Raw genomic sequence first — 22,230 nt, forward strand, 5'->3', positions numbered from 1 at the left:
TGCGACCCCGACGCCTGGCGTCAGCCCCAGGAACGGAGACACCTTGCTCGCCACCACCACGAAGCTGGCCCGGAAGCTTCGCCCGCGCGGCTTCCTGCGCAAGCAGATCCGGCAGCTTCTCAAGCCGATCGCCCCCGAGCGCGTCATGCGCGACGGCAAGGGCCACTCGCACATCACCCAGCAGGACAACCTTGCCCATCTCAACCGGGTGTTCGGGTTCGGCAACTGGGACACCGACCTCCTTCGGCTCGACCTCGTGTTCGAGCAGGAGCGCACCGACAAGCCGGGCCGGTGGGACGTCTGCTACCGGGCGGTCGTCCGGCTGACGGTCAAGGACCCGTACGGCAACGTGATGTGCCACTACGAGAACGGCACCGCCGAGACGGCGCAGAACCAGACGCGCGGCGACGCGCACGAGCTGGCGATGAAGTCGGCCATCTCCGTGGCGACCAAGCGGGCGTCCATCCCGCTCGGCGACCAGTTCGGCCTCTCGCTTTACAACAAGGGCCAGACCTCGGCGCTGGTGGACGGCACGCTCGTGTGGCCGGACCCGACGCCGGAGGAGATCGCCGCGCACCAGGCCGCGCAGGCGGGCGGCACCGCATCGGAGGAGCCGGAGGACATCCAGGCGAACGTGCCTCAGCAGGTGTCGCTCGGCTACGACGAGACCGACCGGCCGCTCAACGCCGATACCGGCCCGTCGCTGCTGTCGAGGATCATCGTCGCCATCAGCGGCGCGACCTCGCTCGACCAGATGACCGCGATCGGCAACCAGATCGACGCCGAAATCGCGGCGGGCCACGTCAGCAAGGCGGACGAGCAGGCGATCGGCGCGGTGTTCATGCCGAAGCGGGAACTGTTGCTCGCCGTGCGCGACACCGCCCACCGGGCCAACCAGGTGGCGCAGGCCGCCGAGCCTATGAAGGCGGGCGTGTGAGCACCAACGACGTCAAGGCGGTGGGCTCCGTGCCCGCCCCGGCGGCCCCCTCCGGCCGCGCCGTTGCCACGGAACTGGCCATGGCCCGCTATCTGGAGAAGCACAAGATCGGCGACGTCATCAAGGACCGCATCGCCATCTTGAAGGCCACCACCGAGGACGGGATGCCGATGCTCGCCCCGGGCGGCACGGAGGTTGCGCACATCGCGGGACGGGCCTTCGCGACCGTCACGCAGCCGAAGGTCGGTTACCAGTTCAGGGTCACCGACTCGCCCGCCTTCCAGGAGTGGGTGGAGCAGAATGCGCCTACCGAGGTCGCCCGCACCATCACCGTGGAGGTGACGGAGAAGGAGGCCGACCGCGTGATGGCCGCCCTCGAAAAGATGCTCGGCCCCGGCCGAGCCAAGCTCACTGTGCAGGTGCGGCCCGCGTTCGTGGACCTGCTCGGCGAGGCCGCCGCCAAGCACGGCGTGCCCGTGGATCCCCGTTCGGGCGAGTTCGTGGACATCCCCGGTGTGAAGATCGTGCCGACCAACCCGTCCCCGACCGTGAAGTTCACCCCGGACGCCGACCAGGTGATCACGGACGCCTACCGGGCGGGGCTGTTCAGCGGCTCGCGGCTCGCGTCGATGCTCGCGCTCTCGGCCGCCGAAAACGGTGAGCAGTGATGGCCCGCCGCAAGCTCTCCATGATCTCCCCCGAGTGGCACACCCGGGCCGCCTGCCGAGGCGTGCCCGGCTGGGTGTTCGTCAACGACAAGGAGCCGCTCCGCGGCGGCCGCCCCCGCCCCGAGTACAACGAGGCCAAGGCCAAGGCCTACTGCCGCCGGTGCCCCGTCCGTGAGCAGTGCCTGGACGAGGCCATCGCCATGGGAGAGCGCTACGTCATCCGGGGCGGGCTCAACCCCGACGAGCTCGCCGACGAGCGGCGCCGCCGGAGTCTGGCCAGCGCCGCCGCCTAGCAGGCCGCGACACGCCCGGAATGCACGAACCGACCGGGCGTGACCAGCCAAAACACACCCTCGATCTTCTCCGTTGGACGCAAGCGCCGCGACCTGTTTGGGTCCGCGGGCCCGGCAACCCATGCCGGACGCGCCCTTCGGTCCCCCACCGAGAGAAAGACCCGCACATGCTGCTCGCCTTTCGGAAGCGCCGCCGCGCGGCCGCTTCCGCTGCGCTGGAGCCGTTCGCCATGCCCTCGGATGAGGAGCTGGCTGGCTGGCTCGCGCACGTCGTCGCACCCGACTCCTTCGCGCCCGAGGCGGTCCCCGAGTCCGCCCGGCGTCACCCATACGCGGCCCACCCCGCGACCACCCCCGCCCCGCTGGAGGTGCGCGCCTGATGGCCCGCATGCGGCACCACAACGTGCCTCGCTACGTCCAGGTCCCCAACGACGTCGCGTTCAACTCCGAGCTGTCGTACCGGGCCCGCGGTGTGCTGGTCTACCTCCTGGCCAAGCCGGAGGACTGGGACGTCCGCAGCGAGGCGATCGCCCGCGACGGCAAGGAAGGCCGCGAGGCCATCCGCACCGCCCTGCGCGAGCTCGCCGCCGCCGGCCACTACCGGCTCGTGCGCGTCCTGAAGGGCGGCAAGGGCGGCACCTGGCACTCGTTCACCGACGTGTCGTTCATCCCGGTCCCGGAGTGGGCGGCGAGCTACCGCGCCAACGGAGAGAAGCCGATCGTCATCAAGGACGAGCAGACCGCCGCCCGCTACTTCCCCACCCCCGCCGAGGATGTGCCCGACCAGCCCGAAGAGGCCGAAGACGGGTTTTCGGGCCTCGGGGAAGACGACGCCCCGAAGCCCAGGTTTCCGAAGCCCGGGAACCCGGCTTCCGGAGACGCGGACTTCGGAAACCTGGGCGCTATTGAAAAGACAGTCACCGAGCACAGTGACAAAACCCCGGTACCTCCCGCCGTAGGCGGACTACAGGTAGGTGAGGAGCCGGGCGGCGCGGCCGTTCCGGCCGGAGTCGACAAGCCAGCGACGACGACTCACCACGACCAGCCCCGCCCGCCGGTGGCCCCGGCCGCCGCCGTGTTCGAGCAGCTGCCCGAGGAGCTGCGCCGCCGTATCAGCCGCAACGCGTCCGGCCGCGTGCTGGCCGCGATCCAGCGGGAACTGGCCAACCGCAGCGTTGACCAGCTCGCTGAGCGGATCGAACGCCGCTGGACGTGGTGGCAGCACAAGGGCGAGCGGGTCAACGACGCGGTCGCGGCCGCCATTACCGTCGTCCAGGCCCGCGTCTGCGCGAACGCCAGGTGCGAGGACGGCCAGGACCTCGACCAGGGCGGGGACTGCGCGGCCTGCGAGGGCGGCAAGCGCCGCATCGACCGGCCCGCCCAGCAGCCCACGCCCGCCCCGGCCGCTCCGGCCCCGGCTCCGGCGGCGGTTGCCCCAGCGGCCAGGCCCACGCCGGCGTCGGCCTCGGTCGAGGAGAAGTTCGCCGAACTGGCCACGCTGACCGCCGTCCCGCCCGCCGACGAGGAGCCCCGCCCCCGCCCCCAGAAGGCCCCTGCGGCGCGCGGAGAGATCGCTAAGGCGGTGATCGAGGCCGCCAGGGCATCCCTGCGCCCCCGCAAGCTCTCGGACCGCGAGAAGGAGCTCCAGGCCGCCAAGGAGCGCGTCTACTGCGAGAAGTGCGGCGCCGAGGCCGAGCATGGCGAGACGCCCGGCTCCTGGTGCATCAGCGGCGACGGCGTCGAGACCATCGGGTTCATCCATCCCGCCCGCATCCTGGCCGTCCGCGCCCAGCAGGCCGACCAGCCCGCTGACCAGCCCGCCGACCAGGAGGGGCAGGTCGCATGAGCAACCCCGCCACCCCGCGCCCCGCCAAGGGCGCGAAGTCCCGCGACGAGACGGCCGAACTGCGCGAGCGGATCGAGGCGCTCCAGACCGACATCGACCTGGAGAACCGGTACCTCCGCGTCGAGAACGAGAAGCTGCGCGGCATGGTCGCCGCGCAGCAGCGGTTCGTCCCCGCCCTCCCCCGACTCGACGGCGCCACCTCGATCACCTGGCGGCGCTGGGAGCCCGCCCCGCTGATGAGCCACATCGACCCCGCGTGCGAGCAGTGCGACCACCCCGGTCCTCAGCAGATGGCGATCGGTCTGGCCGCCCCACGCCCCGGCCAGCAGCCGCTCATCCGCTACCAGGCCAGCCGCTGCCCCGCATGCCAGGAGATGACCGTCTACCGGCGCGACAGGGCCGCCAACCTGCGCACCACCTTGACCGAGATCGCCTACCACCCGCCCCAGGAGCAGAGATGACCATCACCGAGGAGCCGCCGCCCGGCTCTGTCGTCGCCATCGACTGGGGCGGCCCACGCCAAGAGGTGTGGGTGGCCAACCGCTCCAACCTCGGCAACTGGTACACCACCGACGCCACGTTCGTCGGCCACCCCACGTGGTGGGACGTGCGGCACCGTGCCGAAGGCCGCACCCTCACCCTGCTCGTCGCGGCCAACGAGGACACCTACCGGACCGGCTACCGCGCCGGAGTCGACGCCGCCGGCCAGGCCGTCGCGGAGGTCCTCGACAACCTCCGCTACTCCAACCCGCAGAAGGGCCCCATCCGTGACTGACCGGATCGAGCTCGTCGTCCGGGCCGAAGGGCTCGCCCTCCTCGTGCCCGGCGACGACCCCGCAGAGGCTCACCGCCAGGCCCTGAAGTTCGCGGCCGACGACGACGTCACGGTGGACGACTCCCCGGCCGGCATCTTCATCCGGTCGGTGCGCGGCCTGCCCTTGTGCGGGCCGCTGTGCTGCGGGTGCGGCGATGACGTCCACTACGTGATGGCGCAGGACGGCGACGAGGGCGCGTTCCGGGCCGCGATGGTCGCCTGCCACGTCTGCACCGCCGAGGAGCGCGCCGCGCGGGAGGCGGCCGCCGAGGCGATCCGGCGCGAAACCCGGACGAGCTGGCTCGGCATCGACCTCGGCCAGTGCCACGCCTCCGGAGTCGCCATCATCCAGTTCACTTGCGGTCACGGGTGCGAGCGCGCCCCGCAGCGCGTCTGCGCCATGCACCGTGACGGCGCCATCGAGACGACCAAGGGCACCAGCGGCACCTCCATCTGCCGCTCATGCGAGGAGGCCGGCCGCGGAGACGTGCCGATCCGGCTCCTGTCCTGCAAGCCCCTCACTACCAACGACCAGGAGGTCACGCGATGACGATCATCATTCCCGAGCAGACCACTCCCGCAGCCCCCGCCGCCTCTGGGCGGCCCGAGCGGACTGAGGGGGTGGCGGGGTACGTCGTGGTCGACGCCAAGCAGATCGGCGACGGCTCCGGCTGGATGACCCCGCGCATGCGCGCCACCCGCGAACAGGCCGAGGAAGACCGCGCCTATTGGCGGGAGACCACCCGAACCCTCGACATGGGCCTTCGGGTGGCCGCGCTCGTGCTCCTCGATGAGCCTCCGCTTGCGTGACCATGCGCCTGCGCATCAGCGTCTGCTACGACTCAGAATGCCGTGAACACAAAATGTGATGCAGATCACAAGTCGATCACATCTCGGCCCTCTTAGATCTTGATCTGTCCATATCATTGCTGGTCAGAGCAGGAGGCGATCACAGCGAATTGCCTTAGCAGGCTGGAGAAGGAATGAGAACCCACCTTCTCCAGCTAGGCAACGTCTCTGCCGCGATCATTGCCACCGCCGCCAAGAGACTTCCTTTACCGTAGTGACCAAGCACCTTCTCTTCCCTCGTGCTGGCCGGCTCCGCGCGGGCTCGACCGACACAAGGGTCGTCGATCGATCCCACCCAAAAGAAGGGATCAAGATGGAGGAGAAGAGGCCGTGGTACCGGGACTGGGAACCGCCTAAGCCCCAGGACGTCGCGCTGATCGTAGTTCGCGTGATCCTGCTCGTGGTGGAGGTGGTTCTCAAGGTCGGGCGCTGAGTCGGGAGGCTGCAACCTCTCGACTCAACGCACCAAACCACTGGGGCGGTGTCGCGCAATGCGTCTGGATGGCCACCGGACTTGCGCGGCGCCGCCTCTCCGCCGTCCCGGAAGACGGGCTGGTCACCTGCCCACTAGGGCACCTGACTATCTTTTCGACTTTACCGCTTTGCGCGCATCCTCGTAAGGAGGGTTGCGCTGAGCCTTACGACTGCCTGCCGTTTCAGTCCTCCGTCCCTCGCAGCGGAATCAAGTCGTATTGCAGGCTGGTCCGGTCGCCGCGGTGCACCTCGACCCGCATCCCGATCAGTTCCCGGCCCGCGAGGCCCGCGAACAGCCACACCGTTTGCTCGAGCACCGGCGTAGACCGGGGAAGGCTCAGGAGCTTGGTCTCTTCGTGCGTCGGCATGCGCGCGACCGCGTGAGCCCTTCCCCGGATCGGCTGCAGGCCGGCGCTCACGAGCAGCAGCAGGTCCCCCGTCTCCAACGGGGCCGGCCTGGTCAGCTCCGGAATCCGGTCGGTGATCGTGCGGGCCCAGTAGGTGTCACGGATGCTGTCGCCGACGACGCGCCGCCGGAACACGCCCGGCTCCACCACGTCGGGGCTGGCGTCGGGGCGCTCCATCACCGGCGGGGTATCTACGACGGTGACCTCCACCACGGCGCCGAATTCCCGGTTGATCGCGTCGAGTCCCACCGTCCGCACCGTCCGGTCATAACCTCGCACGAACACACCCTTCTTCGGCACGGTCACCGCCAGGCCCTCGGCGACAAGGTCTTCCATCGCCCGCTGAACGGTGACCCTCGACACCTGGTACAGCTCGCGTAGCGCGTTCTCGCTTGGCAGGGGATCGCCGGGCTTTAGCTCGTGGCGCAGTATGCGTGACCGCAGGTCCTTGGCGATCTCCTCGAAGGGGTGCCCTGCGGCCATGAGTATCCATCCCATCTCTGTCGGTGGTGTCGGCACACCAAGGGTGCCAGCCCTACGTGCCACCGGGATACCGGTCGTGGCTATCACCGTCAACAACCCCCTCTTGTTGATCTACACCTATATAGCTAGCTTGTAAGGTGTAGATAGCCAAGAGATGACCGGAAGGGGCGAGGAGATGAGCGTTCTAATCCCGCCGCGCGAGCCGTGCCCCATGTGCCAGGGCGGCGGCTCCATGAACTACAGCGGGGCGTTCATCGCCCGCTGCTGGGGCTGCTCCGGCAGCGGGCAGACCCGCGATTGGCATGCGTTCCAGCTCGTCGCCCTCCAGGCGTTCGCCCTCCTGGCCGCGTCGGCGGCCGGCGGCGCGTTCGTCGCGTTCCTGAACGGCGACCTCGCCGCCATCGCCAACGCCATGGCCGCGTTCCTGGCGGTGACGCCGTGACGTACGTGAAGGTCGAACCCCCGGAGAGCAGCGCCGACGACGAGGTCATGGTGGAGGAGCACGTACCCGCGTCTCCCCCGGCCGAGGAGCCCGAGCCCATCACCGACTACAGCGCGGCCGCGCCGATGGCGGCGCCGGGCCGGACGCTGCTCGTGGGCGGCCTGGCCACAGCGACGCTGCTCGTCACCGGCCTCTACCAACTCGCCGGAATCGGCGGCCTGGTCGGCGGTGGCGCGGCCGTCGCCGGAGCGGGTGCCGCGTACGTGGCCCACCGCCGCGGCAACCTCTTCCGCAAACGGCCCGGCCGTGGCGGCGCAGGCGGAGACTCGGCCACCGCGGGCGGTTCGCACCGAACTCGTCGCGGCGGCCGGTCCGGCGGGGCGCAGGCTGCGCACCCCAGCGGTGCAGGCAACAGCCGGTCACGCCGAGGCGGCAAAAGCCGCGACGGATGGAACTTCCCACGCGGTAAGTCCAATTGGCCCGGTTTTCGCCGTTCGCCCGCCGGTGGCGGACCCGGCTCCGCGTCGACGACGTCCCGCCACGGCGGCGGCAGGCAGAAACGGTTTGGCCGTGTCCGCGCCTGGGTGGACCGCCGCACCGGCCGCGCGGGCGGCTGGCAGTTCCGGTTCCGGCCCGACTGGTCCGGGACGGCGGCCCGCTACCACGCGTGGGACTCCTCCACCCGGATCGGCCTGCACGCCCTGCTCGCGCGGCTGGTCACGCGGGCCCGCCGCCTCCTCGGCAAGACCGCCTCCCCCACCGAGCAGCCCGACAACCAGACGGTCGCCGGCGCGCAGCCCGGTGAGGCCTCAACCGCCCAGCAGCAGACCAGCCAGCCCACCACCCCCAACCCGACCCATCGGATCAGGAGCCCCCGCATGGACCACGTCACCTACGCCGCCACCGGCGAAAACCCCCTCGTCCTCATGTCCGTCGAGATCCTCAACGCCGCATCGCTGTACGACGTGCCGCGCATGATGACCGTCTCCGAGCACCTCGACTCCATGTTCCAGGTCCCCGAAAACCTGGCCCTCGCCTTCACCCGGTTCGGGCAGCGACTCCAGGCGGCGCACCCGATCCACGCGGTCGTGGTTCAGGAGTTCGCCGAGGTCGTCAAGGGCTTCGCCGCGGTGATCCCCGCGACCAGGCAGCTCGCCGTCACCTTCAAGGGCGTCCACGCCGACGACATCGCCAAGCACGACGCTCCCCGCGTCAACGAGCACAAGTGGGACATCAACGCCTGACCCCGTCCCGCCCGCTCTACCCCCGCGCACCAGCCAAGAAGGAGAAGCACGTGGCCACCACCCCACAGCGCACCAGCAACGGCCGGCAGCCGTCCGCGCTCCAGGGTGTCCTGTCGGCAGCCACCCAGGCGACCGCCGTCCTCGCGACGACGGCCGCCCTCGGCGACGTCTTCGACGTCAATCCGTTCTGGGGGGCCGCCACCACCGTGGTCGGCGCGGGCGGCAGCTTCGTCGCCGACGCCGCCCGGGGCGTCGCCCCTTCCGCCCTGCTGTATCGGCTCGGCTGCTGGTGCGCGGCAGGGTCCTGGCTCACCTGGACCCTGTTCACCAAGTTCTGGCAGATGGAGAGCTTCGCCGCCCTCGGCATCGGCGCGCTCGCCGCCGTCGTTGCCTCCCCGCTGGCCGTCCGCGAGCAGCAGCGGCAGGCAGTAGCAGCGGGCCGAGGCGCGCTCGTGCTGCGCTCCTCCGTACGCCTTGCCCAGGACTGGGAGCGTCGCGTCCTGGCCTGCTGCCAGATGAACGTCCAGATCGAGGAAGTCCGCTGGTGGCCCGGCCGCACCGGCTACGACCTGCTCACGCGGCTCGTCACCCCCGGCCGGTCCCGCGCCGACCTGGAACGCGGCGCCGACACCATGGCCACCAACGCCAAGCTGCCCAACGGCTGCGGCATCGAGGTCACCAAGGGCCCCGACCGGGGCTCGGCCTGGATGCGCGTTGGCATCGTCAACCGGCTCGCCGAGGTCATCCCCTACCCAGAGGACTACAGCGCGACCAGCTTCCTGGACCCGAAGTTCTTCGGCGAGTTCCGCGACGGCTCCCCCGTGCAGGTCGTCCTACGGCAGAAGGCTGGGCTCATCACCGGTCAGCGCGGCTCCGGCAAGACGCTGCTGCAACACGTCCTCACCTCCGAGGCCGGCCGGTCCCGCGACGCCATCGTGATCCACATCGACCTCAACGGCGGTGGCCTGTCGCAGCCATGGCTCGACCCGTGGATCGAGGGCGAGATCGAGCGGTCCCCTCTCGGTTGGGCGGCTTCCAACATCGACGAGGCGCTGCAGGTGTCGCGGGCGATGCTCGCGATCGCCAAGGACCGCAAGCGCTCCACCCGCCGCATCAAGAAGGCCGCCAACTCCCAGCTCCTGCCGATCAGCGCCGACCTGCCCGCGTACGTGATCGTCGTGGACGAGTCGGCCGAGGCGATGGGCCAGTCCGCGGACCCGCGCTTCGCCGAGCTCCGGTCGAACCTGGCCGAGATCCAGCGGATCGGCCGCAACGAGGCGGTTGAAGTGCACTTCTCCGGCCTGCGCGCCACGCAGGACGTCATCCCCGTCAACGTCAAAAAGCAGTCCAGCCTGCGGGTCGGCATGTACGTGCAGGACGCCGAGGAGATCGCCTACCTGTTCGGGTGGGGCAAGGGCCTGTCCCTGGAGGACCTGGACGGGCCGGGCTGCGGCTTCATCCAGTTCGACCAGGAGAAGCCGCGCCCCTTCAAGGCCCCGTTCATGGAGTTCCTGCAGATCACCCGCGCCGCCATCGCGATCTCCCGCATCCGGCCGGAGTTCGACCCGGCCGCCGAGCGGGCCGCCCGCTCGGCGATCGGGTCGGCGTTCGACACCCGGTTCGACCGGATGCGGGCCGCGTTCACCGAACTCGACATTGACGACGACTACGAGGCGCAGGAGGAGGACATGCTGCCCGCGGTCCACACGCCCGCGCCGGCGCCAGCCGTCCCGGGACAGCGGGACTTCACGCTCGTCCTGGGCGGGAACATGGCCGACTGGCCGCACCCGTCCGAGATCGCCGCCGCGCTGGAGAACCGGCCCGTACCGGCGCAGGCGGTTGGTGTGCGGATCGCGCCCGGTGCGCTGCCCGCCAACGACCATGCGCCGGAGCTGATCCGCCGCGCCCTGGCGGTGTTCGAGGCGGCGGGCGACGACCGCATCCATTCGGAGGACCTGGCGGCCGCGCTCGGCTTCCCCAGCAAGACCGAGCTGGCCGCCGCGCTCTCCGAGCACGGGGTGACGACGCTGCCGAACGCGTTCGAGCGGAACGGTCAGCGGCGCCGCGGCTACGACCGCGCCCACTTCGCGGCCGCCACCCAGAGTGGCCGGCAAGTGGGCGGAGACGGGCCGGGGAACCCCCACAACCCCCACGTGGGAGACCCCCACACCCCCACACCCTCCCACGTGGGGGCCTCACACCAGCCCTGACCTACGAAAACGAGGTCGCCGCGTGCGGGTCGTGTGACCCTCACACCCCCTCCCCCGCACACGCCTCCAGCCCTGCCTATCACTACTCTCCCCGACTCCCACACCCCCACAGCCGCCCCGCACACAAACCCCGTTGAAGGTGACTGACAGTGACTAAGGCTCGTGAGTTTGACCGCGACATCCTCGGCGACGTGCTGTTCCTCGGCATCGGCGCCGTGGTGCTGTGGGTGTCGTTTGACACGCTCACCCACCTTGCCGAGCTGGCCGGATGGTCCACCGTGTGGGAGCTTCCGAACGGCTGGAAGATCCGCATGGCGTGGGCGCTGCCCGTGGCCGTCGACTTCTACGCCATCGCCACGGCACGGGCCTGGCTGATGCGACGCTGGTGGATCACCCAGGCCACCCGCGATCACGCCCGCGCCGGCGCCTGGTGGGCGATCGGCGGCAGCGTAGCGTTGAACTCCATCTCGCACGCCCTGACGATGCTCCGGTACCACGCCGAGTCGTTCCACGGTGTGGTCCTGGCGGTACTGATCGGTGCGGTACCGCCCGTGGTACTGGCCGCCATCGCGCACCTGCGGGCCCTGCAGAACCAGGACCGCGCCGAGGCCGCGGACCGGGACCGGACCCGCGCCGAGCGGATCGCCGAGCAGCAGGCCCGCCGCGCCGAGGCCAAGGCCGGTACCGGCAGGCCCGACGCCCGGCCCAAGCCCGGTACCGGCGCGGTACCGGCACCGCTAGGGGCCGGTACCGCTTCTGGAGCCGGTACCGCGCCCGGGAGCACCCTTGTACCGCCGCGCCCCCGTCCCCCTCGGCCCGCCCCGGCTCCCAGGTCCCAGCAGGAGCAGCAGCCCGACCCCGGCAAGACGACGCTGCTCACCGCGAAGGACCTCGACTTCGCCGAGCAGTTCATGGCCGACAACCCCGGCCGGACGCCGACCAAGCAGGACCTCATGGACTGCGGCCTGGGCAGCGGCCGCGCCCTGCGGATCCGCGCCTACATCGAGACCGCCAACGCGGCCGGTCCTGCCGGTACCGCCGCCCAGCCCAGTACCAGCGGTCCCGGGCCCGACTCCGGCAAACCGGTACCGGCCGACGCCGGTACCGCAGCCAACCCGCTCCCCGGTACCGACCCCGCCGGTACCGAGGCCGACTCCCCCGCCGCTGGTACCGAATCGGCCGACGCCGGTACCAACGCCGCCGTCAACGAATGACCCCTCCCGGTACTGCGCGAACGGTACTGGGACCGCCCAGGAAGGAACCCGCCATGCTCAACCTGATCCCCCACAAGCGCACCTCCGCCCCGGCCGTCGAGCCCGCCGACCCGGCGCCAGATCCGCCCCTCTCGGCTCGCTCCCCGACATGCTGACCGTCCGCCGCAAGGCGCTCAACATCGCCACCCAGAACCTCCTCACCACCAGGCCAAAACACCCTGAGCTGCTGATCAGCAAGCGGGCCGCAGCTCAACGTCTGGAGGTGCACTCGGGGTGGCCGCAATTGGCCACGCTCGCCCCTTGCACCAGGCCCTGCGCGGGCGCACCATCAGCGGCGGGCGAGCCGACACCGAGACGGGTGACGTCCACTCTCGGAAGCGCATCGCGAACAACCTGCTCGAGAAATGTGCCAGCCGTCCGCAACCACTGGAGGGGTAATGGCGTACACCATCCAACTCATAGTCTTTGATCGGGGCGATCTCTACACCGCGGGCTTTCCGGCGTTCTCTGGCGTGCTGACCAATATGCCGCCGATCACGACGCTAGTCGCCACCACGACGCCCAAGTCGCTGACGTTGTCGTACCCATCAGCGCCGGACCCGCCGGGCACGCTGGGCCTCCTCCATGTCACCGACCCGACCGGGCCGGGCGACTTCTTCCGCTCGGGCCCGATCACCGCGTGGCCGCCCAGCCCGGCCCTGCTCCAAGTTGGCACTGGCCGCGTGGGCATCCCATTCGAGCGCATTCGTATTCCGATCCCCCCTCCAATCACCATCAACCTCCCCGGCCATGTGGCGGCCATAGTCGGTGCCGCGACCTCAGGAATGTTCATCCCGTTCAAACTGACCATACAGAGGCTGAAGTTAGGCTCGTCGCCGACAGCCGGCGCCATACGCGCGAGGTTCTCCGGCAAGATCTGGTACACCACGCTGATCTTGCCCCGCAAGACTGACTTCAGCGGGACGGTCGATCTAACGCTCACGCCCTCAGGCGATGCCGCAACGCCGACCACGTTCGTCAACGTTACGGCGAGCAACCTGTCGCTCTCGCCCGATTTCATCACACCGCTGTCGACGGGCGCGCTCGCTGCCCTCGCGCCGGCTTTCTCCGACACGCTGTCGGGCCCGCTGACCACACGGATCAACTCGACGATCAGCGACCTGGCGGCGTCGGTGCGCATGAGCGTCCCACTGACGCCATCCGGTCTGCCGCTGTTTTCGCCCGCTGCCACGATCAGCGTCCGGCGGATCGCCGTTGTGCGCAGTGGGCTGGTGGTCGACGCCGTTTTAGGTGAGCTAACCGCCACGCCGGCCAGCCCTCCTGATCCCGCACCCGAGCCTGAGCCTGAGCCTGAGGCGAGGCCGCAGTTGCTGGTGAGGATCGAACCGCAGCCGGAGGAAGAGGTAACGCAGACCTACATGGTGAGCGTCCGGAACGCCGCCGATGGGTCGCCTCTAAAAGACGCCACGATAACCATCACCACGTTCACCCCAGTGATCGGCAACACCGTGACTGCGTCCGCGCTCACGGACGTGCAGGGCCTGGCGGCACTTGAGGTCACGCTGCGCTCGCGGTTCCGCCCAAGCAGTGACCCGACACACACGGGCGAGTTGCAGCGCACGCCGCCGACGCTGCTGGTCACCAAGCAGGGCTTCGAGGACTTCCTCCTGAAACTGTGACCTCTTGGAAGGCCTACACCCAGTCGATCTTCACCGTATGGCGTCGGCGAGAATCACGGTGATCCGCACCAGCCGGGTACGCCCCTAATGAGACTCATCGCCGAGTAACACCACCAGCAGGAAGGGGCGGCAACCCGCGAGGGTGCCGCCCTTCCTCATGCCCAGGGTCAGGCTGCCGGCACTGTCCGAACCGCCACGCCCGCGGCCTCCAGCGCGGCCCGCAGCCTTCGGACGCTGCACCCCAGCTTCGCGGCCGTAGCTCGGCCGCCCAACATGCGCACCATGGCCTTCAGCTCCGCCACCTTCGGGAGCCGCTTGATGCCGTCGCGCTCCAGCGCCGTCTTCACCCTCCCGGCCGAACAGCCGAGCTCGGCCGCCAGGCGACGGATCGAGCTGGCCCGGTCGTACGCCATCGCCAACTCCTCCCCCGCAGGGATCTGCTTGCGGCCGTACCCGAGAGCACGCAGCTCCCGCCGTACGTGCCCCTCCGAGAACCCCGTCATGATGGCGATCGCCGCCGCCGGCCAGCCCTGCGCCGCCAGCGCGGCCGCCCGGCCCCGATCGAACCGGCGCCGCCCACCCGGCGGGCACCCGCCCGCCCGCAGCGGCACCCCAGCCTCCGCCACGATGTTGCGGATCGACTGAGCCGCCACCTTGTGCCGGGCGCGCAGGACGGTCACCCGCTCCCCCGCCACATACCCGGCCACGATCGCCGCCCGCGCCTTCGCGGGGATGCGCTTCACGCGGGAGCCTCGCGGGCGCAGCTGCACGCCAGCATTCACAAGCGCGTCATGGACGGCGGTGTGGGAGAAGCCGAGCCGTTGCCCGACCTGGCGGACGGTCAGCTTGTCATCGAGGTACAAGCGTGTGGCGGCAGCCACGTCGAGAGCCAGCCGGGCAGGGGAGTCGTTCACGCGCACACCATCCCGGATCCGGGCGTTAACGTCGCGCGACCCAAGCGCCCGGCCCGGCTACCGTGCCCACCCATGGCAACCCGTATCAACCGCGGCCTCTCCAAGAAGGTGGCCGCCATGGTGGCCCGCCGCGTCGACCAGGTGGCCGACGACGTCGCCCAGGGCGCCCGCGACAACGCCCCCGCCGCAAAGACGTGGGTCACCGACGCCGACGTGCAGGTCCGCCCCTCCCACCGGAAGGCGCACGGCCAGACCATCCCCGGCAACGTGGACTTCCGGCTCCCCGCGATGGAGTACGAACGCAAGGGGCGCGGACGCAACGGCAAGGCCATCAACGCGGGCGGCGGCTGGAAGCTGCTCGAAGGGGTGTGGGACGTGGCCGACCGGCCGCGCGACCCGCGTCTCCCTTACCACCAGACCGTGGAATGCCGCTGCCAGGCGGCCAACCTGCCGGGCGCGGTCGCCGCCGGCGTGCGCTCGACCCCGGCCCGGCCGAACGGCAAAGCCATCACCGCCACCGTCAGCGTGGAGTTCGAGCGGGTCGCCGAGTCCGAGCACGCCGAGCACGGGGGCGGCTGGCTGGCCGAGGCCGCCCGCGCCGCCGCGGCGAAGCATCGGGCCAGGCGACGTTAACGCGCCCGCCGGGCACCATGTGCCGCGAACTGACCGTCTCACCGATCTCGGGGGAACCGATGTCCGAGCAGTACCACACCCTGACGCTTGCCCACCCGCTGCGCACCGTTGACGCCGAGGAGCTGTGTCTGGAGGCGCGAGTCCACAATGCGGGGGAGAGGCTCACCCTGCTGAAGCGGGATGCCTGGCGGCTGGCCGGCAACGGGCTCGTGCTCGGCGCCGACACCAACAACCGTGCCGCGTGGGCCGATGCGATGCCGCCGGTCAAGAGCAGCCCGTCCAAGCCCGCGCTCAAGGCCGAGTCCGGCAAGGCCGAGTAGGTCGGAGCCTCGCATGCACTCGATCGCTGACGCCGACCCAACCCCGCCCGCCATTGACGTCTTGACCGGCAGCGCCCGCCTGGCGGCCGAGCTGGGCGGCACGGGCCGGGTCGGCGCGCAGCATGTCCCGCCGTACCCGCGTCTGCGGGTACGGCCGACGCCGGGTGGTAGCGAGAACCTTCAGACTGGCGAGATGGTCGTCCGGTTGAAGCTGGAGGCCCTCGATTCGGTCGAGGCGCCGGTGGGGGAGTTCCGGTTGCGTCGCATCCTGTACGTCGCCCTGGAAGAGCTGACCACCCTGACGGGGCTGCCGCACGAGGAGGGCCAGGTCGTCGTCACCGAAGTGCGGTCGGCGGTGGGCGGCGGGCCCGTAGCCGAGGCGGACGGCCGCAGCCGCTACATCGCCACGGCGTCCATCTACTGCCATCCCGGATAGGGCTGTCCCAGATCGGGACGGCAGAAATTCGTGCATCGGGGCGTGTTTTCGTGCCCGATTTGGGGTGTCGGCATTACCAGGAGCCTCTTGGACAGATAGCGTTTCGGTCGCCCGCCCCTTCGGTTCGACGGCCAAGGGGCGGGCGTGGAACACCTAACCGAAGAGAGGCTACACGCCATGGCTGTCACCACCTTCGCCAATCACAAGGGTGGCGTCGGCAAGACCGACGAGGTGGAGGGAACCGCCGCCGAGCTGGCCATACGCGGTCGGCGCGTCCTCGCCGTTGATCTCGACCCCCAAGGGAACCTGTCCCGGCGCATGGGCTACCAAGAGCACGAGCTCGCCGAGCGGCCCACCATCGCCGAGGCCATCCGAGACCAGTCCGAGCGCACCCTCCGCGCCTCGCTCCTGCCGTGCCAGTGGGAACAGGACTGGGCCGCCAACATCACCCTCGTCCCTTCCCGTATCGAGCTGGAGGAGCGCATCAGTGAAGCCGGGGTGCCGCTGTCCTGGCAGCGCCTCGCGGCCTGCCTGACGCCGCTCATCGGCGAGTACGACGACATCCTGATCGACACGCCCCCGACCATCGGCCATCTTCTGCACCTCGCGCTTGTAGCCAGTGACAGCGTGGTCGGCGTCACGACGCCTACCTACGACGCGGTCCGTGGCATCTACCGGCTGAAGGCGTTCATCGAGAACGAGAAACAGCGCGCCGGGCTGGGGCTGCGCTGCCGGTTGATCGGTGTCGTCGTCAACATGAAGCGCACGAACGTCGTGACCCACGAGGAGCGCACCGACGCACTCATCAACAGGTTCGGCGACCTCGTGTGGCAGCCCGCCCTGCCGTTGCGCGCGGCCGTGGAAGACGCGGGGGAGCGGGCCGAACCTCCGCAGAACGCAGGCAAGGAAGTGCGGGACATCTTCGTGGCGCGCGTGGACTCCTACCTGAAGGCGACCGCGGCATGAGCCGCCGCCCCCTGCCCGCGGTAGAGGAAGACATTCCCCTTGACCGCGGTGTCGGCCCTACCGCCACCACCGCGCTGCACGCCCCCGACGCGGAGGAATCTGCCGAGCCTGAGCCAGCACCTCTCCCTACTGAAACCGAAGCGAAGACCGGCGTCATCGTTGAACGTCCGACAGCGCTGTTCGAGCCCCCCACAGGGCCGCAGTTCCAGGCCGCTCCCGAAGGGCTGAACGAAGAGGAGCAGCGAGCCCACTACGAGCGGATCGTGCGGGACGCTCACGCGGCGCACGAGTCGGCCAGCCAGCGGGCAGACCGATACCTGGCGCTGACGGCCGGGCAGGCCTTCCTGGAGATCCGCGCTAGGCGCCTGTACGAAAGCCTCGGCTACCAGAGCCTGGAGGAGTACGTCGAGAACCACCTCGAAATCTCCAGGATGCACGTCTACCGGCTCATGCGCGGCGTGGCCGTGTACCTGGCACTCCCGGAGGTGCTGGAGCTGTCGTTCCGGCAGAAGGATGTCCTGGGACGCGGGAAGGACGCCAACGCGATTCAAGCGATCTGGGAAAAGGCGTCCGCAGCCGGGGACACCAGCCCGGCCGGGTTGAAGGCCGCGCGTGACGAGCTCGCTATCGAGCTGGCGCCGGCCGACAAGCCCGAGAAGGCGGAGGCGGCATCGACAGCGGTGACGTTGCCAAAGGTCCGCAAGGCGCTGGAGCGGTTCTTCAGCGTGGAGGCGCTGGAACGGGTCGCGGCATCAGCCAAGAAGCCCGAGGACGTGGAGGAGATCGCCGCCGCGCTGGAGGTGGCCGCAGCGAAGCTGCGCGAGGCTGCTGGCCACTGAAAACCGCGAACGGGGCCGTGTAACACACCGTGTTACACGGCCCCACGCATGAGAACTCACGCTTGCACGGCCAGGGAAGCCTCGACCCTGACGTAGTCCACCGCCGGGTCAAAGTCGCTGCGTAGCGGCTTCGCCTTCATGACTGTCCACGCTCGGCTTGCGCCCTGCTCGACCACCTGATCGGCCGCCGCGAACGGCCACCACGACGCATCCACCGCGAGCACCCACAAGCCCGGTCCCGACTCCCCGTCCCCGTCCACCTCTGGGCGTGTCACGATCCGGCCCGGCTTCCACTCGCCAACCTCACCAAGCACACCAGCCACAGCAGTCCCATGCGCATCAACACCCGCCGTGCGGCGGCGCAGGCCGAGCATCCGGTTGGCGCCGATCACAGCCATGCGGCGCCCGTCTCGATCGGGTGCGGCGCGCGGCCCGGCCGCTGGTACACGGTGTGGCCCACCCACTCGTCCAGGTCTGCCAGGGTCGGGGGAGCCCCCGCAACCCCCGACCCTGCCGCGGCCTGGCCCGACTCGTAGGTGACGCCCTGGCCCTCGACGTTCACGGACGTGATGAGCCGGATGCCCTTGTCCTGGGCGATCCTGCGGACGATCGGGCTGGCCGATGCCGACCAGGTGACGAACCGGCGCAGCACGCGGCCGTACCGGCGGTCCGACTCCAGGTCGAGCCCGGCCCGGTAGACGATCGTGAACGCGTCTGTCGTCACGCCGGTCACCGGGTGCGTCTCCGGCGTGGCCGACAGGACCTCGATCACCGGCTCGTGGTCGAGCAGCCAGCCGCCGCGCCCATCCGGGACAACCCCCCGCTGCGTGAACGTCTCCGGGACGGGGGAGCGGCCCAGATAGGTGGCCGCCTCATCGAACGCGTCCTGGATCGCTTCCTCAATGGCCGCCCGCACGTCCGCGTCCAGCGGAGTCGGCAGCCCGGCGCGCACCGCGACCTTCTCGGGCGTGACCACATCCATGCCGTTCCCCCGTGATCCATGCGCGCCAGGCTGCCAACGTCTCCGCTCCCGGGCCGGTCAACCAGCCCCGCGCCCCCGATGAGCCGATCGCGTCCGGGGTCCCCACCGTCGAACACAGGAGAGGTCTCGGGTTCGGCTCGCGCTGGGACCGGCCCAGGAGCGTGCTTCCGCGCGGGCCCGGCCGTGTTCGACGCGAGCGCGAGGTTGGTGCCACCCCCCAGAGACACCAACCCTGTGCTGCTCGTCGCCGTCCGGCCAGGCCCGCGCGAGTCTCTATTCGGCGGCGCGCACGGCCGCCAGGTCCTCCCGGATCTTCACCGCGTGGCCACGGTCGATCGGCACACCCGCACCCTTGAAAAGCTGCTCGCCGAGGGTGCCGGCCGCGCCGGGCATGTGGAACAGGCGCACCAGCGGACGGGCCACGGTCACGTACGAGAACTGCGCCCCCGGGTCGTGGAACAGCTCGTCCGGCTTCGCCTTCTCCATCGGCTGGCCGGGAGCGTGGTCACCCCACAGCAGGTCCACGAACTCCGCGCCCGGCGTAGCCAGCATCCGGATCTGCGGCGCCGGCCCAGGGTCCGGGGCGGGCTCGGCAAGCTTGGCGGGTGGGTCGATCGGCGCAGCCTGCGTCGGCTCTGCCGCCGGGCCCGCCTTCACATGCTCGTCCGCATGGCCCTGCTCGGCGTCGGCCGGGGCGGTGTCCGTCGCCTCCGCGCTGCTGCTGCGTGTCTTGCTGCGGCTGGTGCTCGTCGTCACCGCTGCCCTCCCTGACCTGTCCTGCTCGACGTCGCGGCAGACTCAAGCACAATCCGCGCCTTGCGTCGCATCAGCTCGCCACCTGCGCGGGGCGGCCGCCGCGGCGGCCTCGCTTGACGTACGACTTGAGGTGCGAGCCGTTGAGGATGGTCCACACGTATTGCGGGGTCGTGCCCTGGTCAGCGGCGATCCGTGCGAGCGTCCAACCCTCGTCGTCGCGGAGCTTCTTGATCAGCCCGTGGTCGTACTTGCGGGTCGGACGGCGCGGGTCGAGACCGGCCTCGCTGACAACCCGGTTGATGGTGGCCGAACTGGTACGGGCCTGCGCGATGATCTGCACGTGCGACCGGCCCGCCCGCCACGCCTGCACGATGGCCCGCCGCTTCGCCGGGGTGATCCGCGATGCGCGCGGGTGCTTGACGGTGCGCATCTTCACGCCCGCCTCCACCAGGAGCACATGCACGCGGGACCGCGAGTACCCGGTCTTGGCGGCCACCTCCTTCAGCGTGTGCCCGGCCTGGTACAGGGTGGCCGCCTTCGCCACGTTGAACGGGCGGCGGGCCCGCTTCCCCGTCCTGGGCACAGCCTTCGGCACGGCGTCGGCGGGGCGGGTGCTGGGACGGCCACGCGGCCGGAGCTGTACGCCGGCGGCGATCAGTTCCTCGCGGGCGCGGCCGTAGCTGAGGTTGAGGGTGGTCGCGATCTCGCGAATGGATGCGCCTGCCTGGTAGAGCGCGGCGGCGCGGGCCCGGACTTCGGGCGGGAGGGTCGTCGTCATGGCCGGGGACCGTAGCAAGATCCTTCGTTAACGTCTTTCGGGCCGCGGCCTGCGCCGGGATGCCGATCCCCCCGCCGTGGCCGTCCACGATGGGGAGATCGGTGAGCCTGCGTCAGGCGTCGTCGGCGACTGGCGCGGACTGGCCCGCCGGGACGCCGACCGGCCCGTCGAGTTCGTCCTCGAACCCGATGCGGACCCGGCGGGCGAACAAGGTCAAGGTGACTGCCGTCGCCTCCTCGGTCCCGGCCGTGACGGTGATTCGCGAGTCAGCGGGCAGGTACACCGGCTGGTCCTCGATGACGACCTTGGACGGGACGTTGATCGTGTGCGGGCCCTTCCGTTCCTCCGGCGGCGGCGCGGGCCCCTTCTCGTAGATGTCGATGCTGATCGCCCGCACGGACGGCAACTCGACCGGAGCCGGTGCAGGCTCCTCCGCGCTGGGCTCGCCCAGCTCCTCGGCGGCCGGTGGGGCCTCCTCGCTGGCCGTCTCCTCGGGCGGGGTCTCGCCGTCCTCGGCGACAGCGTGCACGTCCAGGTCCGACTCCTGCGTGTCCGTCGCCGTGGCGGGCTTGGGCTTGATGCAGCGGCAGTTGGCTGGGTGCTTGGGGATGGCAGCGTCCGCCCCCGTGGCGGGGGCGGACGGCTGCTCTACCTGCTCGCTCACGCGGCCACGTACGGCGTGAACGTGCCGTACACAAAGCTCTCGGGACGGTCGCATGCGAGGCCAATCCGCTCAGTGGCCTTGATCGTTACCGTTCCCTCGATGAAATTCTGGCCGTGTTCCGTCGAGGCTTGCACCGTCACGGACTCGCGGTCGAACAGCTTCGCGCCGTACCCCCACGCGCCGAGCAGGTATCGGCCCTGCACCATGGCCGGGGTGTCGATCACGGCAAGCCGCCACACCCTCTTCTCCGCGCCGATCGCGACGCTGACGGCCACGCGGAAGCCGCCCTGCTTGTCCTCCTCCAGCTCGATGTCCTCGAAATCGAGCGGGTGCATCACGACGCCCGAAGGGTCGTAGTAGCTGAGGATGGCACGAGTGAGGGCGCGGCGGACCTGGGCGGTCTTCTTGTCCGAGGGGAGACCCGTGTAGAGCTGGAGGCCCGGCGTCTGCGTGATGCCGAGCAGGTTCTCCCCGACGCCGTTGCCGAACAAGATCTGCTCGTCTTCCTTGAGCTTGACCCCGTCGATCAGGTCCCGCTCCAGGATGCCGCGAAGCTGCGACTCGTCAGCCAGCGTATTTTTGTGGATTGTCTCGTAGTGTCCGATTTCGCTGATCGGCCGCGTGTACGGCTCGAACGAGATCTCGGAGCGCTGCAGCCGACCCCACGTGTCGGTCGGGCCGCCCGTGGGCGGGGAGACGCCGTCAGCGGCACGCCGCTCCGGCACCATGCCCGCGTTGTTGACGAACCCGGTCTGCCGGACACCGGAGATGATGTTGGCCGTGGTGCGCGCCGCCGGGAACAGATCGCGGACGCGGTTGGGGCGGCGCTGCCGCTCCGAGATGCCCACCGACTCCTCGTGGCCGAACGCCGGCATCGTGTGGGTGCCACCGCTGAGGGTGAACAGGTCCTTCTGCTCCTCGAAGCTGTAGAGGCCCTGGTCGATGGTGACGACGCCGCGAGGCTCGCGGAAGTCGCGCGACTTCATCTCCTGGTACGCCTCAGACTCGAAGAACGCCTGCGACAGGCTCTTACGCTCCAGACCGCGCTGGCGGTCGGCCGCCATCCGGCCCGCCACAGGCGTGCTCTCCGGCTCGGCCAGATAGGACAGGATGCCCGCGGCCTTCTGCTCGGTGACAATGAACGCCTTGATCTCCTCGGCGCGCTCCACCGACTTGAGGTAGTCGGAGTGCATCTCCTTGGACATGACGAAGTGGCCACGGCCCGTCTCGTCCTTCATGCCGTTCTGGATGCGCTCGATCTTCGCTGCCTCTTCAGACAGGAGCCCCTTGAGCTCCCGGATGCGCGCGTTCTCTGCGACGGCAGTAGTCATCTGCCTTACCCCCCGGTTTGGCTGACACTCGGTGTGCGGTTTTGCGTGATC

General features: G+C 70.1%; 27 protein-coding genes. 19 read left to right on the forward strand and 8 right to left on the reverse strand.

Annotated elements, in window-relative coordinates; all coding sequences use genetic code 11:
• Positions 1 to 43: 43 nt before the first annotated feature.
• From ACFKCF_RS36060 to ACFKCF_RS36100, 9 genes are all read left to right on the forward strand, one after another.
• A complete protein-coding gene (locus ACFKCF_RS36060) occupies positions 44 to 937 on the forward strand; it encodes a Rad52/Rad22 family DNA repair protein (RefSeq protein ID WP_394499772.1) in 894 nt (297 codons plus the stop codon).
• Positions 934 to 1,605 carry a hypothetical protein gene (locus ACFKCF_RS36065; RefSeq protein WP_394499773.1) on the forward strand — a complete coding sequence of 224 codons (672 nt, stop codon included), beginning with the start codon at positions 934 to 936 and terminating at the stop codon, positions 1,603 to 1,605. The genes ACFKCF_RS36060 and ACFKCF_RS36065 overlap by 4 nt, the downstream gene beginning before the upstream one ends.
• Positions 1,605 to 1,898 (forward strand): WhiB family transcriptional regulator, encoded by a 294-nt coding sequence (locus ACFKCF_RS36070; protein WP_394499774.1) that lies wholly within the window; start codon positions 1,605 to 1,607, stop codon positions 1,896 to 1,898. Before ACFKCF_RS36065 ends, ACFKCF_RS36070 begins: the two co-directional genes overlap by 1 nt.
• Positions 1,899 to 2,065: 167 nt before the next feature.
• Positions 2,066 to 2,278, forward strand: coding sequence for a hypothetical protein (locus tag ACFKCF_RS36075; protein ID WP_394499775.1), 213 nt, complete (start codon positions 2,066 to 2,068; stop codon positions 2,276 to 2,278).
• On the forward strand, positions 2,278 to 3,744 hold the full coding sequence (locus ACFKCF_RS36080) for a hypothetical protein (RefSeq protein ID WP_394499776.1): 1,467 nt from the start codon (positions 2,278 to 2,280) through the stop codon (positions 3,742 to 3,744). The genes ACFKCF_RS36075 and ACFKCF_RS36080 overlap by 1 nt, the downstream gene beginning before the upstream one ends.
• Positions 3,741 to 4,205: a hypothetical protein gene (locus tag ACFKCF_RS36085; RefSeq protein ID WP_394499777.1), complete on the forward strand. Its 465-nt coding sequence runs from the start codon at positions 3,741 to 3,743 to the stop codon at positions 4,203 to 4,205. The genes ACFKCF_RS36080 and ACFKCF_RS36085 overlap by 4 nt, the downstream gene beginning before the upstream one ends.
• Positions 4,202 to 4,519: a hypothetical protein gene (locus ACFKCF_RS36090; RefSeq protein ID WP_394499778.1), complete on the forward strand. Its 318-nt coding sequence runs from the start codon at positions 4,202 to 4,204 to the stop codon at positions 4,517 to 4,519. Before ACFKCF_RS36085 ends, ACFKCF_RS36090 begins: the two co-directional genes overlap by 4 nt.
• A complete protein-coding gene (locus ACFKCF_RS36095; RefSeq protein ID WP_394499779.1) occupies positions 4,512 to 5,108 on the forward strand; it encodes a hypothetical protein in 597 nt (198 codons plus the stop codon). Before ACFKCF_RS36090 ends, ACFKCF_RS36095 begins: the two co-directional genes overlap by 8 nt.
• Positions 5,105 to 5,368 (forward strand): hypothetical protein, encoded by a 264-nt coding sequence (locus tag ACFKCF_RS36100; protein ID WP_394499780.1) that lies wholly within the window; start codon positions 5,105 to 5,107, stop codon positions 5,366 to 5,368. Before ACFKCF_RS36095 ends, ACFKCF_RS36100 begins: the two co-directional genes overlap by 4 nt.
• 695 nt (positions 5,369 to 6,063) lie before the next feature.
• Here the strand turns inward: ACFKCF_RS36100 and ACFKCF_RS36105 are convergent.
• Positions 6,064 to 6,771, reverse strand: coding sequence for a GntR family transcriptional regulator (locus ACFKCF_RS36105; RefSeq protein ID WP_394499781.1), 708 nt, complete (start codon positions 6,769 to 6,771; stop codon positions 6,064 to 6,066).
• 175 nt (positions 6,772 to 6,946) lie between these two features.
• On the opposite strand from ACFKCF_RS36105, the gene ACFKCF_RS36110 reads away from it, so the two are divergent.
• From ACFKCF_RS36110 to ACFKCF_RS36130, 5 genes are all read left to right on the forward strand, one after another.
• Positions 6,947 to 7,213: a hypothetical protein gene (locus ACFKCF_RS36110; RefSeq protein ID WP_394499782.1), complete on the forward strand. Its 267-nt coding sequence runs from the start codon at positions 6,947 to 6,949 to the stop codon at positions 7,211 to 7,213.
• On the forward strand, positions 7,210 to 8,457 hold the full coding sequence (locus ACFKCF_RS36115; protein WP_394499783.1) for a hypothetical protein: 1,248 nt from the start codon (positions 7,210 to 7,212) through the stop codon (positions 8,455 to 8,457). Before ACFKCF_RS36110 ends, ACFKCF_RS36115 begins: the two co-directional genes overlap by 4 nt.
• 50 nt (positions 8,458 to 8,507) lie before the next feature.
• Positions 8,508 to 10,667, forward strand: a complete 2,160-nt coding sequence (locus ACFKCF_RS36120) for a hypothetical protein (RefSeq protein WP_394499784.1) — start codon at positions 8,508 to 8,510, stop codon at positions 10,665 to 10,667.
• Positions 10,668 to 10,816: 149 nt separating this feature from the next.
• Positions 10,817 to 11,881, forward strand: a complete 1,065-nt coding sequence (locus tag ACFKCF_RS36125; protein ID WP_394499785.1) for a hypothetical protein — start codon at positions 10,817 to 10,819, stop codon at positions 11,879 to 11,881.
• A 437-nt stretch (positions 11,882 to 12,318) separates the two neighbouring features.
• Positions 12,319 to 13,560, forward strand: a complete 1,242-nt coding sequence (locus tag ACFKCF_RS36130; protein WP_394499786.1) for a hypothetical protein — start codon at positions 12,319 to 12,321, stop codon at positions 13,558 to 13,560.
• 167 nt (positions 13,561 to 13,727) lie between these two features.
• Here the strand turns inward: ACFKCF_RS36130 and ACFKCF_RS36135 are convergent, their stop codons facing one another.
• Complete coding sequence (locus ACFKCF_RS36135) at positions 13,728 to 14,474, reverse strand: hypothetical protein (protein WP_394499787.1); 747 nt, start codon at positions 14,472 to 14,474, stop codon at positions 13,728 to 13,730.
• 72 nt (positions 14,475 to 14,546) lie between these two features.
• On the opposite strand from ACFKCF_RS36135, the gene ACFKCF_RS36140 reads away from it, so the two are divergent.
• The 5 genes from ACFKCF_RS36140 (at position 14,547) to ACFKCF_RS36160 (ending at position 17,668) form a co-directional block, all read left to right on the forward strand.
• Complete coding sequence (locus ACFKCF_RS36140) at positions 14,547 to 15,107, forward strand: hypothetical protein (RefSeq protein ID WP_394499788.1); 561 nt, start codon at positions 14,547 to 14,549, stop codon at positions 15,105 to 15,107.
• 59 nt (positions 15,108 to 15,166) lie between these two features.
• A complete protein-coding gene (locus ACFKCF_RS36145) occupies positions 15,167 to 15,427 on the forward strand; it encodes a hypothetical protein (RefSeq protein ID WP_394499789.1) in 261 nt (86 codons plus the stop codon).
• 13 nt (positions 15,428 to 15,440) lie between these two features.
• Entirely contained in the window at positions 15,441 to 15,863 is a 423-nt protein-coding gene (locus tag ACFKCF_RS36150; RefSeq protein ID WP_394499790.1) for a hypothetical protein, read from the forward strand.
• Positions 15,864 to 16,040: 177 nt separating this feature from the next.
• Positions 16,041 to 16,829, forward strand: a complete 789-nt coding sequence (locus tag ACFKCF_RS36155; RefSeq protein ID WP_394499791.1) for a ParA family protein — start codon at positions 16,041 to 16,043, stop codon at positions 16,827 to 16,829.
• On the forward strand, positions 16,826 to 17,668 hold the full coding sequence (locus ACFKCF_RS36160; RefSeq protein WP_394499792.1) for a hypothetical protein: 843 nt from the start codon (positions 16,826 to 16,828) through the stop codon (positions 17,666 to 17,668). The genes ACFKCF_RS36155 and ACFKCF_RS36160 overlap by 4 nt, the downstream gene beginning before the upstream one ends.
• A gap of 56 nt (positions 17,669 to 17,724) precedes the next feature.
• On the opposite strand, the gene ACFKCF_RS36165 is transcribed toward ACFKCF_RS36160, so the two are convergent.
• The 6 genes from ACFKCF_RS36165 to ACFKCF_RS36190 all read right to left on the reverse strand — a co-directional run bounded on the left by ACFKCF_RS36165 (position 17,725) and on the right by ACFKCF_RS36190 (position 22,179).
• Positions 17,725 to 18,066 (reverse strand): hypothetical protein, encoded by a 342-nt coding sequence (locus tag ACFKCF_RS36165; protein ID WP_394499793.1) that lies wholly within the window; start codon positions 18,064 to 18,066, stop codon positions 17,725 to 17,727.
• Positions 18,057 to 18,650 (reverse strand): hypothetical protein, encoded by a 594-nt coding sequence (locus ACFKCF_RS36170; protein ID WP_394499794.1) that lies wholly within the window; start codon positions 18,648 to 18,650, stop codon positions 18,057 to 18,059. Before ACFKCF_RS36170 ends, ACFKCF_RS36165 begins: the two co-directional genes overlap by 10 nt.
• Positions 18,651 to 18,923: 273 nt before the next feature.
• A complete protein-coding gene (locus ACFKCF_RS36175; protein ID WP_394499795.1) occupies positions 18,924 to 19,406 on the reverse strand; it encodes a hypothetical protein in 483 nt (160 codons plus the stop codon).
• 70 nt (positions 19,407 to 19,476) lie between these two features.
• Entirely contained in the window at positions 19,477 to 20,184 is a 708-nt protein-coding gene (locus ACFKCF_RS36180; RefSeq protein WP_394499796.1) for a helix-turn-helix domain-containing protein, read from the reverse strand.
• Between the two features lie 112 nt (positions 20,185 to 20,296).
• Positions 20,297 to 20,848: a hypothetical protein gene (locus ACFKCF_RS36185; RefSeq protein ID WP_394499797.1), complete on the reverse strand. Its 552-nt coding sequence runs from the start codon at positions 20,846 to 20,848 to the stop codon at positions 20,297 to 20,299.
• Positions 20,845 to 22,179: a phage major capsid protein gene (locus ACFKCF_RS36190; protein WP_394499798.1), complete on the reverse strand. Its 1,335-nt coding sequence runs from the start codon at positions 22,177 to 22,179 to the stop codon at positions 20,845 to 20,847. Before ACFKCF_RS36190 ends, ACFKCF_RS36185 begins: the two co-directional genes overlap by 4 nt.
• Positions 22,180 to 22,230: the final 51 nt, after the last annotated feature.

Origin of the sequence: Nonomuraea sp. JJY05 (genome assembly GCF_043496855.1) — a bacterium.
Lineage (GTDB): Bacteria > Actinomycetota > Actinomycetes > Streptosporangiales > Streptosporangiaceae > Nonomuraea.

Coding starts and splice junctions, on each gene's coding strand:
- ACFKCF_RS36070 (WP_394499774.1), top strand. CDS start 1,605: ATGGCCCGCCGCAAGCTCTCCATGATCTCCCCCGAGTGGCACACCCGG.
- ACFKCF_RS36075 (WP_394499775.1), top strand. CDS start 2,066: ATGCTGCTCGCCTTTCGGAAGCGCCGCCGCGCGGCCGCTTCCGCTGCG.
- ACFKCF_RS36080 (WP_394499776.1), top strand. CDS start 2,278: ATGGCCCGCATGCGGCACCACAACGTGCCTCGCTACGTCCAGGTCCCC.
- ACFKCF_RS36085 (WP_394499777.1), top strand. CDS start 3,741: ATGAGCAACCCCGCCACCCCGCGCCCCGCCAAGGGCGCGAAGTCCCGC.
- ACFKCF_RS36090 (WP_394499778.1), top strand. CDS start 4,202: ATGACCATCACCGAGGAGCCGCCGCCCGGCTCTGTCGTCGCCATCGAC.
- ACFKCF_RS36100 (WP_394499780.1), top strand. CDS start 5,105: ATGACGATCATCATTCCCGAGCAGACCACTCCCGCAGCCCCCGCCGCC.
- ACFKCF_RS36105 (WP_394499781.1), bottom strand. CDS start 6,771: ATGGCCGCAGGGCACCCCTTCGAGGAGATCGCCAAGGACCTGCGGTCA.
- ACFKCF_RS36110 (WP_394499782.1), top strand. CDS start 6,947: ATGAGCGTTCTAATCCCGCCGCGCGAGCCGTGCCCCATGTGCCAGGGC.
- ACFKCF_RS36130 (WP_394499786.1), top strand. CDS start 12,319: ATGGCGTACACCATCCAACTCATAGTCTTTGATCGGGGCGATCTCTAC.
- ACFKCF_RS36140 (WP_394499788.1), top strand. CDS start 14,547: ATGGCAACCCGTATCAACCGCGGCCTCTCCAAGAAGGTGGCCGCCATG.
- ACFKCF_RS36145 (WP_394499789.1), top strand. CDS start 15,167: ATGTCCGAGCAGTACCACACCCTGACGCTTGCCCACCCGCTGCGCACC.
- ACFKCF_RS36150 (WP_394499790.1), top strand. CDS start 15,441: ATGCACTCGATCGCTGACGCCGACCCAACCCCGCCCGCCATTGACGTC.
- ACFKCF_RS36155 (WP_394499791.1), top strand. CDS start 16,041: ATGGCTGTCACCACCTTCGCCAATCACAAGGGTGGCGTCGGCAAGACC.
- ACFKCF_RS36160 (WP_394499792.1), top strand. CDS start 16,826: ATGAGCCGCCGCCCCCTGCCCGCGGTAGAGGAAGACATTCCCCTTGAC.
- ACFKCF_RS36165 (WP_394499793.1), bottom strand. CDS start 18,066: ATGGCTGTGATCGGCGCCAACCGGATGCTCGGCCTGCGCCGCCGCACG.
- ACFKCF_RS36170 (WP_394499794.1), bottom strand. CDS start 18,650: ATGGATGTGGTCACGCCCGAGAAGGTCGCGGTGCGCGCCGGGCTGCCG.
- ACFKCF_RS36180 (WP_394499796.1), bottom strand. CDS start 20,184: ATGACGACGACCCTCCCGCCCGAAGTCCGGGCCCGCGCCGCCGCGCTC.
- ACFKCF_RS36190 (WP_394499798.1), bottom strand. CDS start 22,179: ATGACTACTGCCGTCGCAGAGAACGCGCGCATCCGGGAGCTCAAGGGG.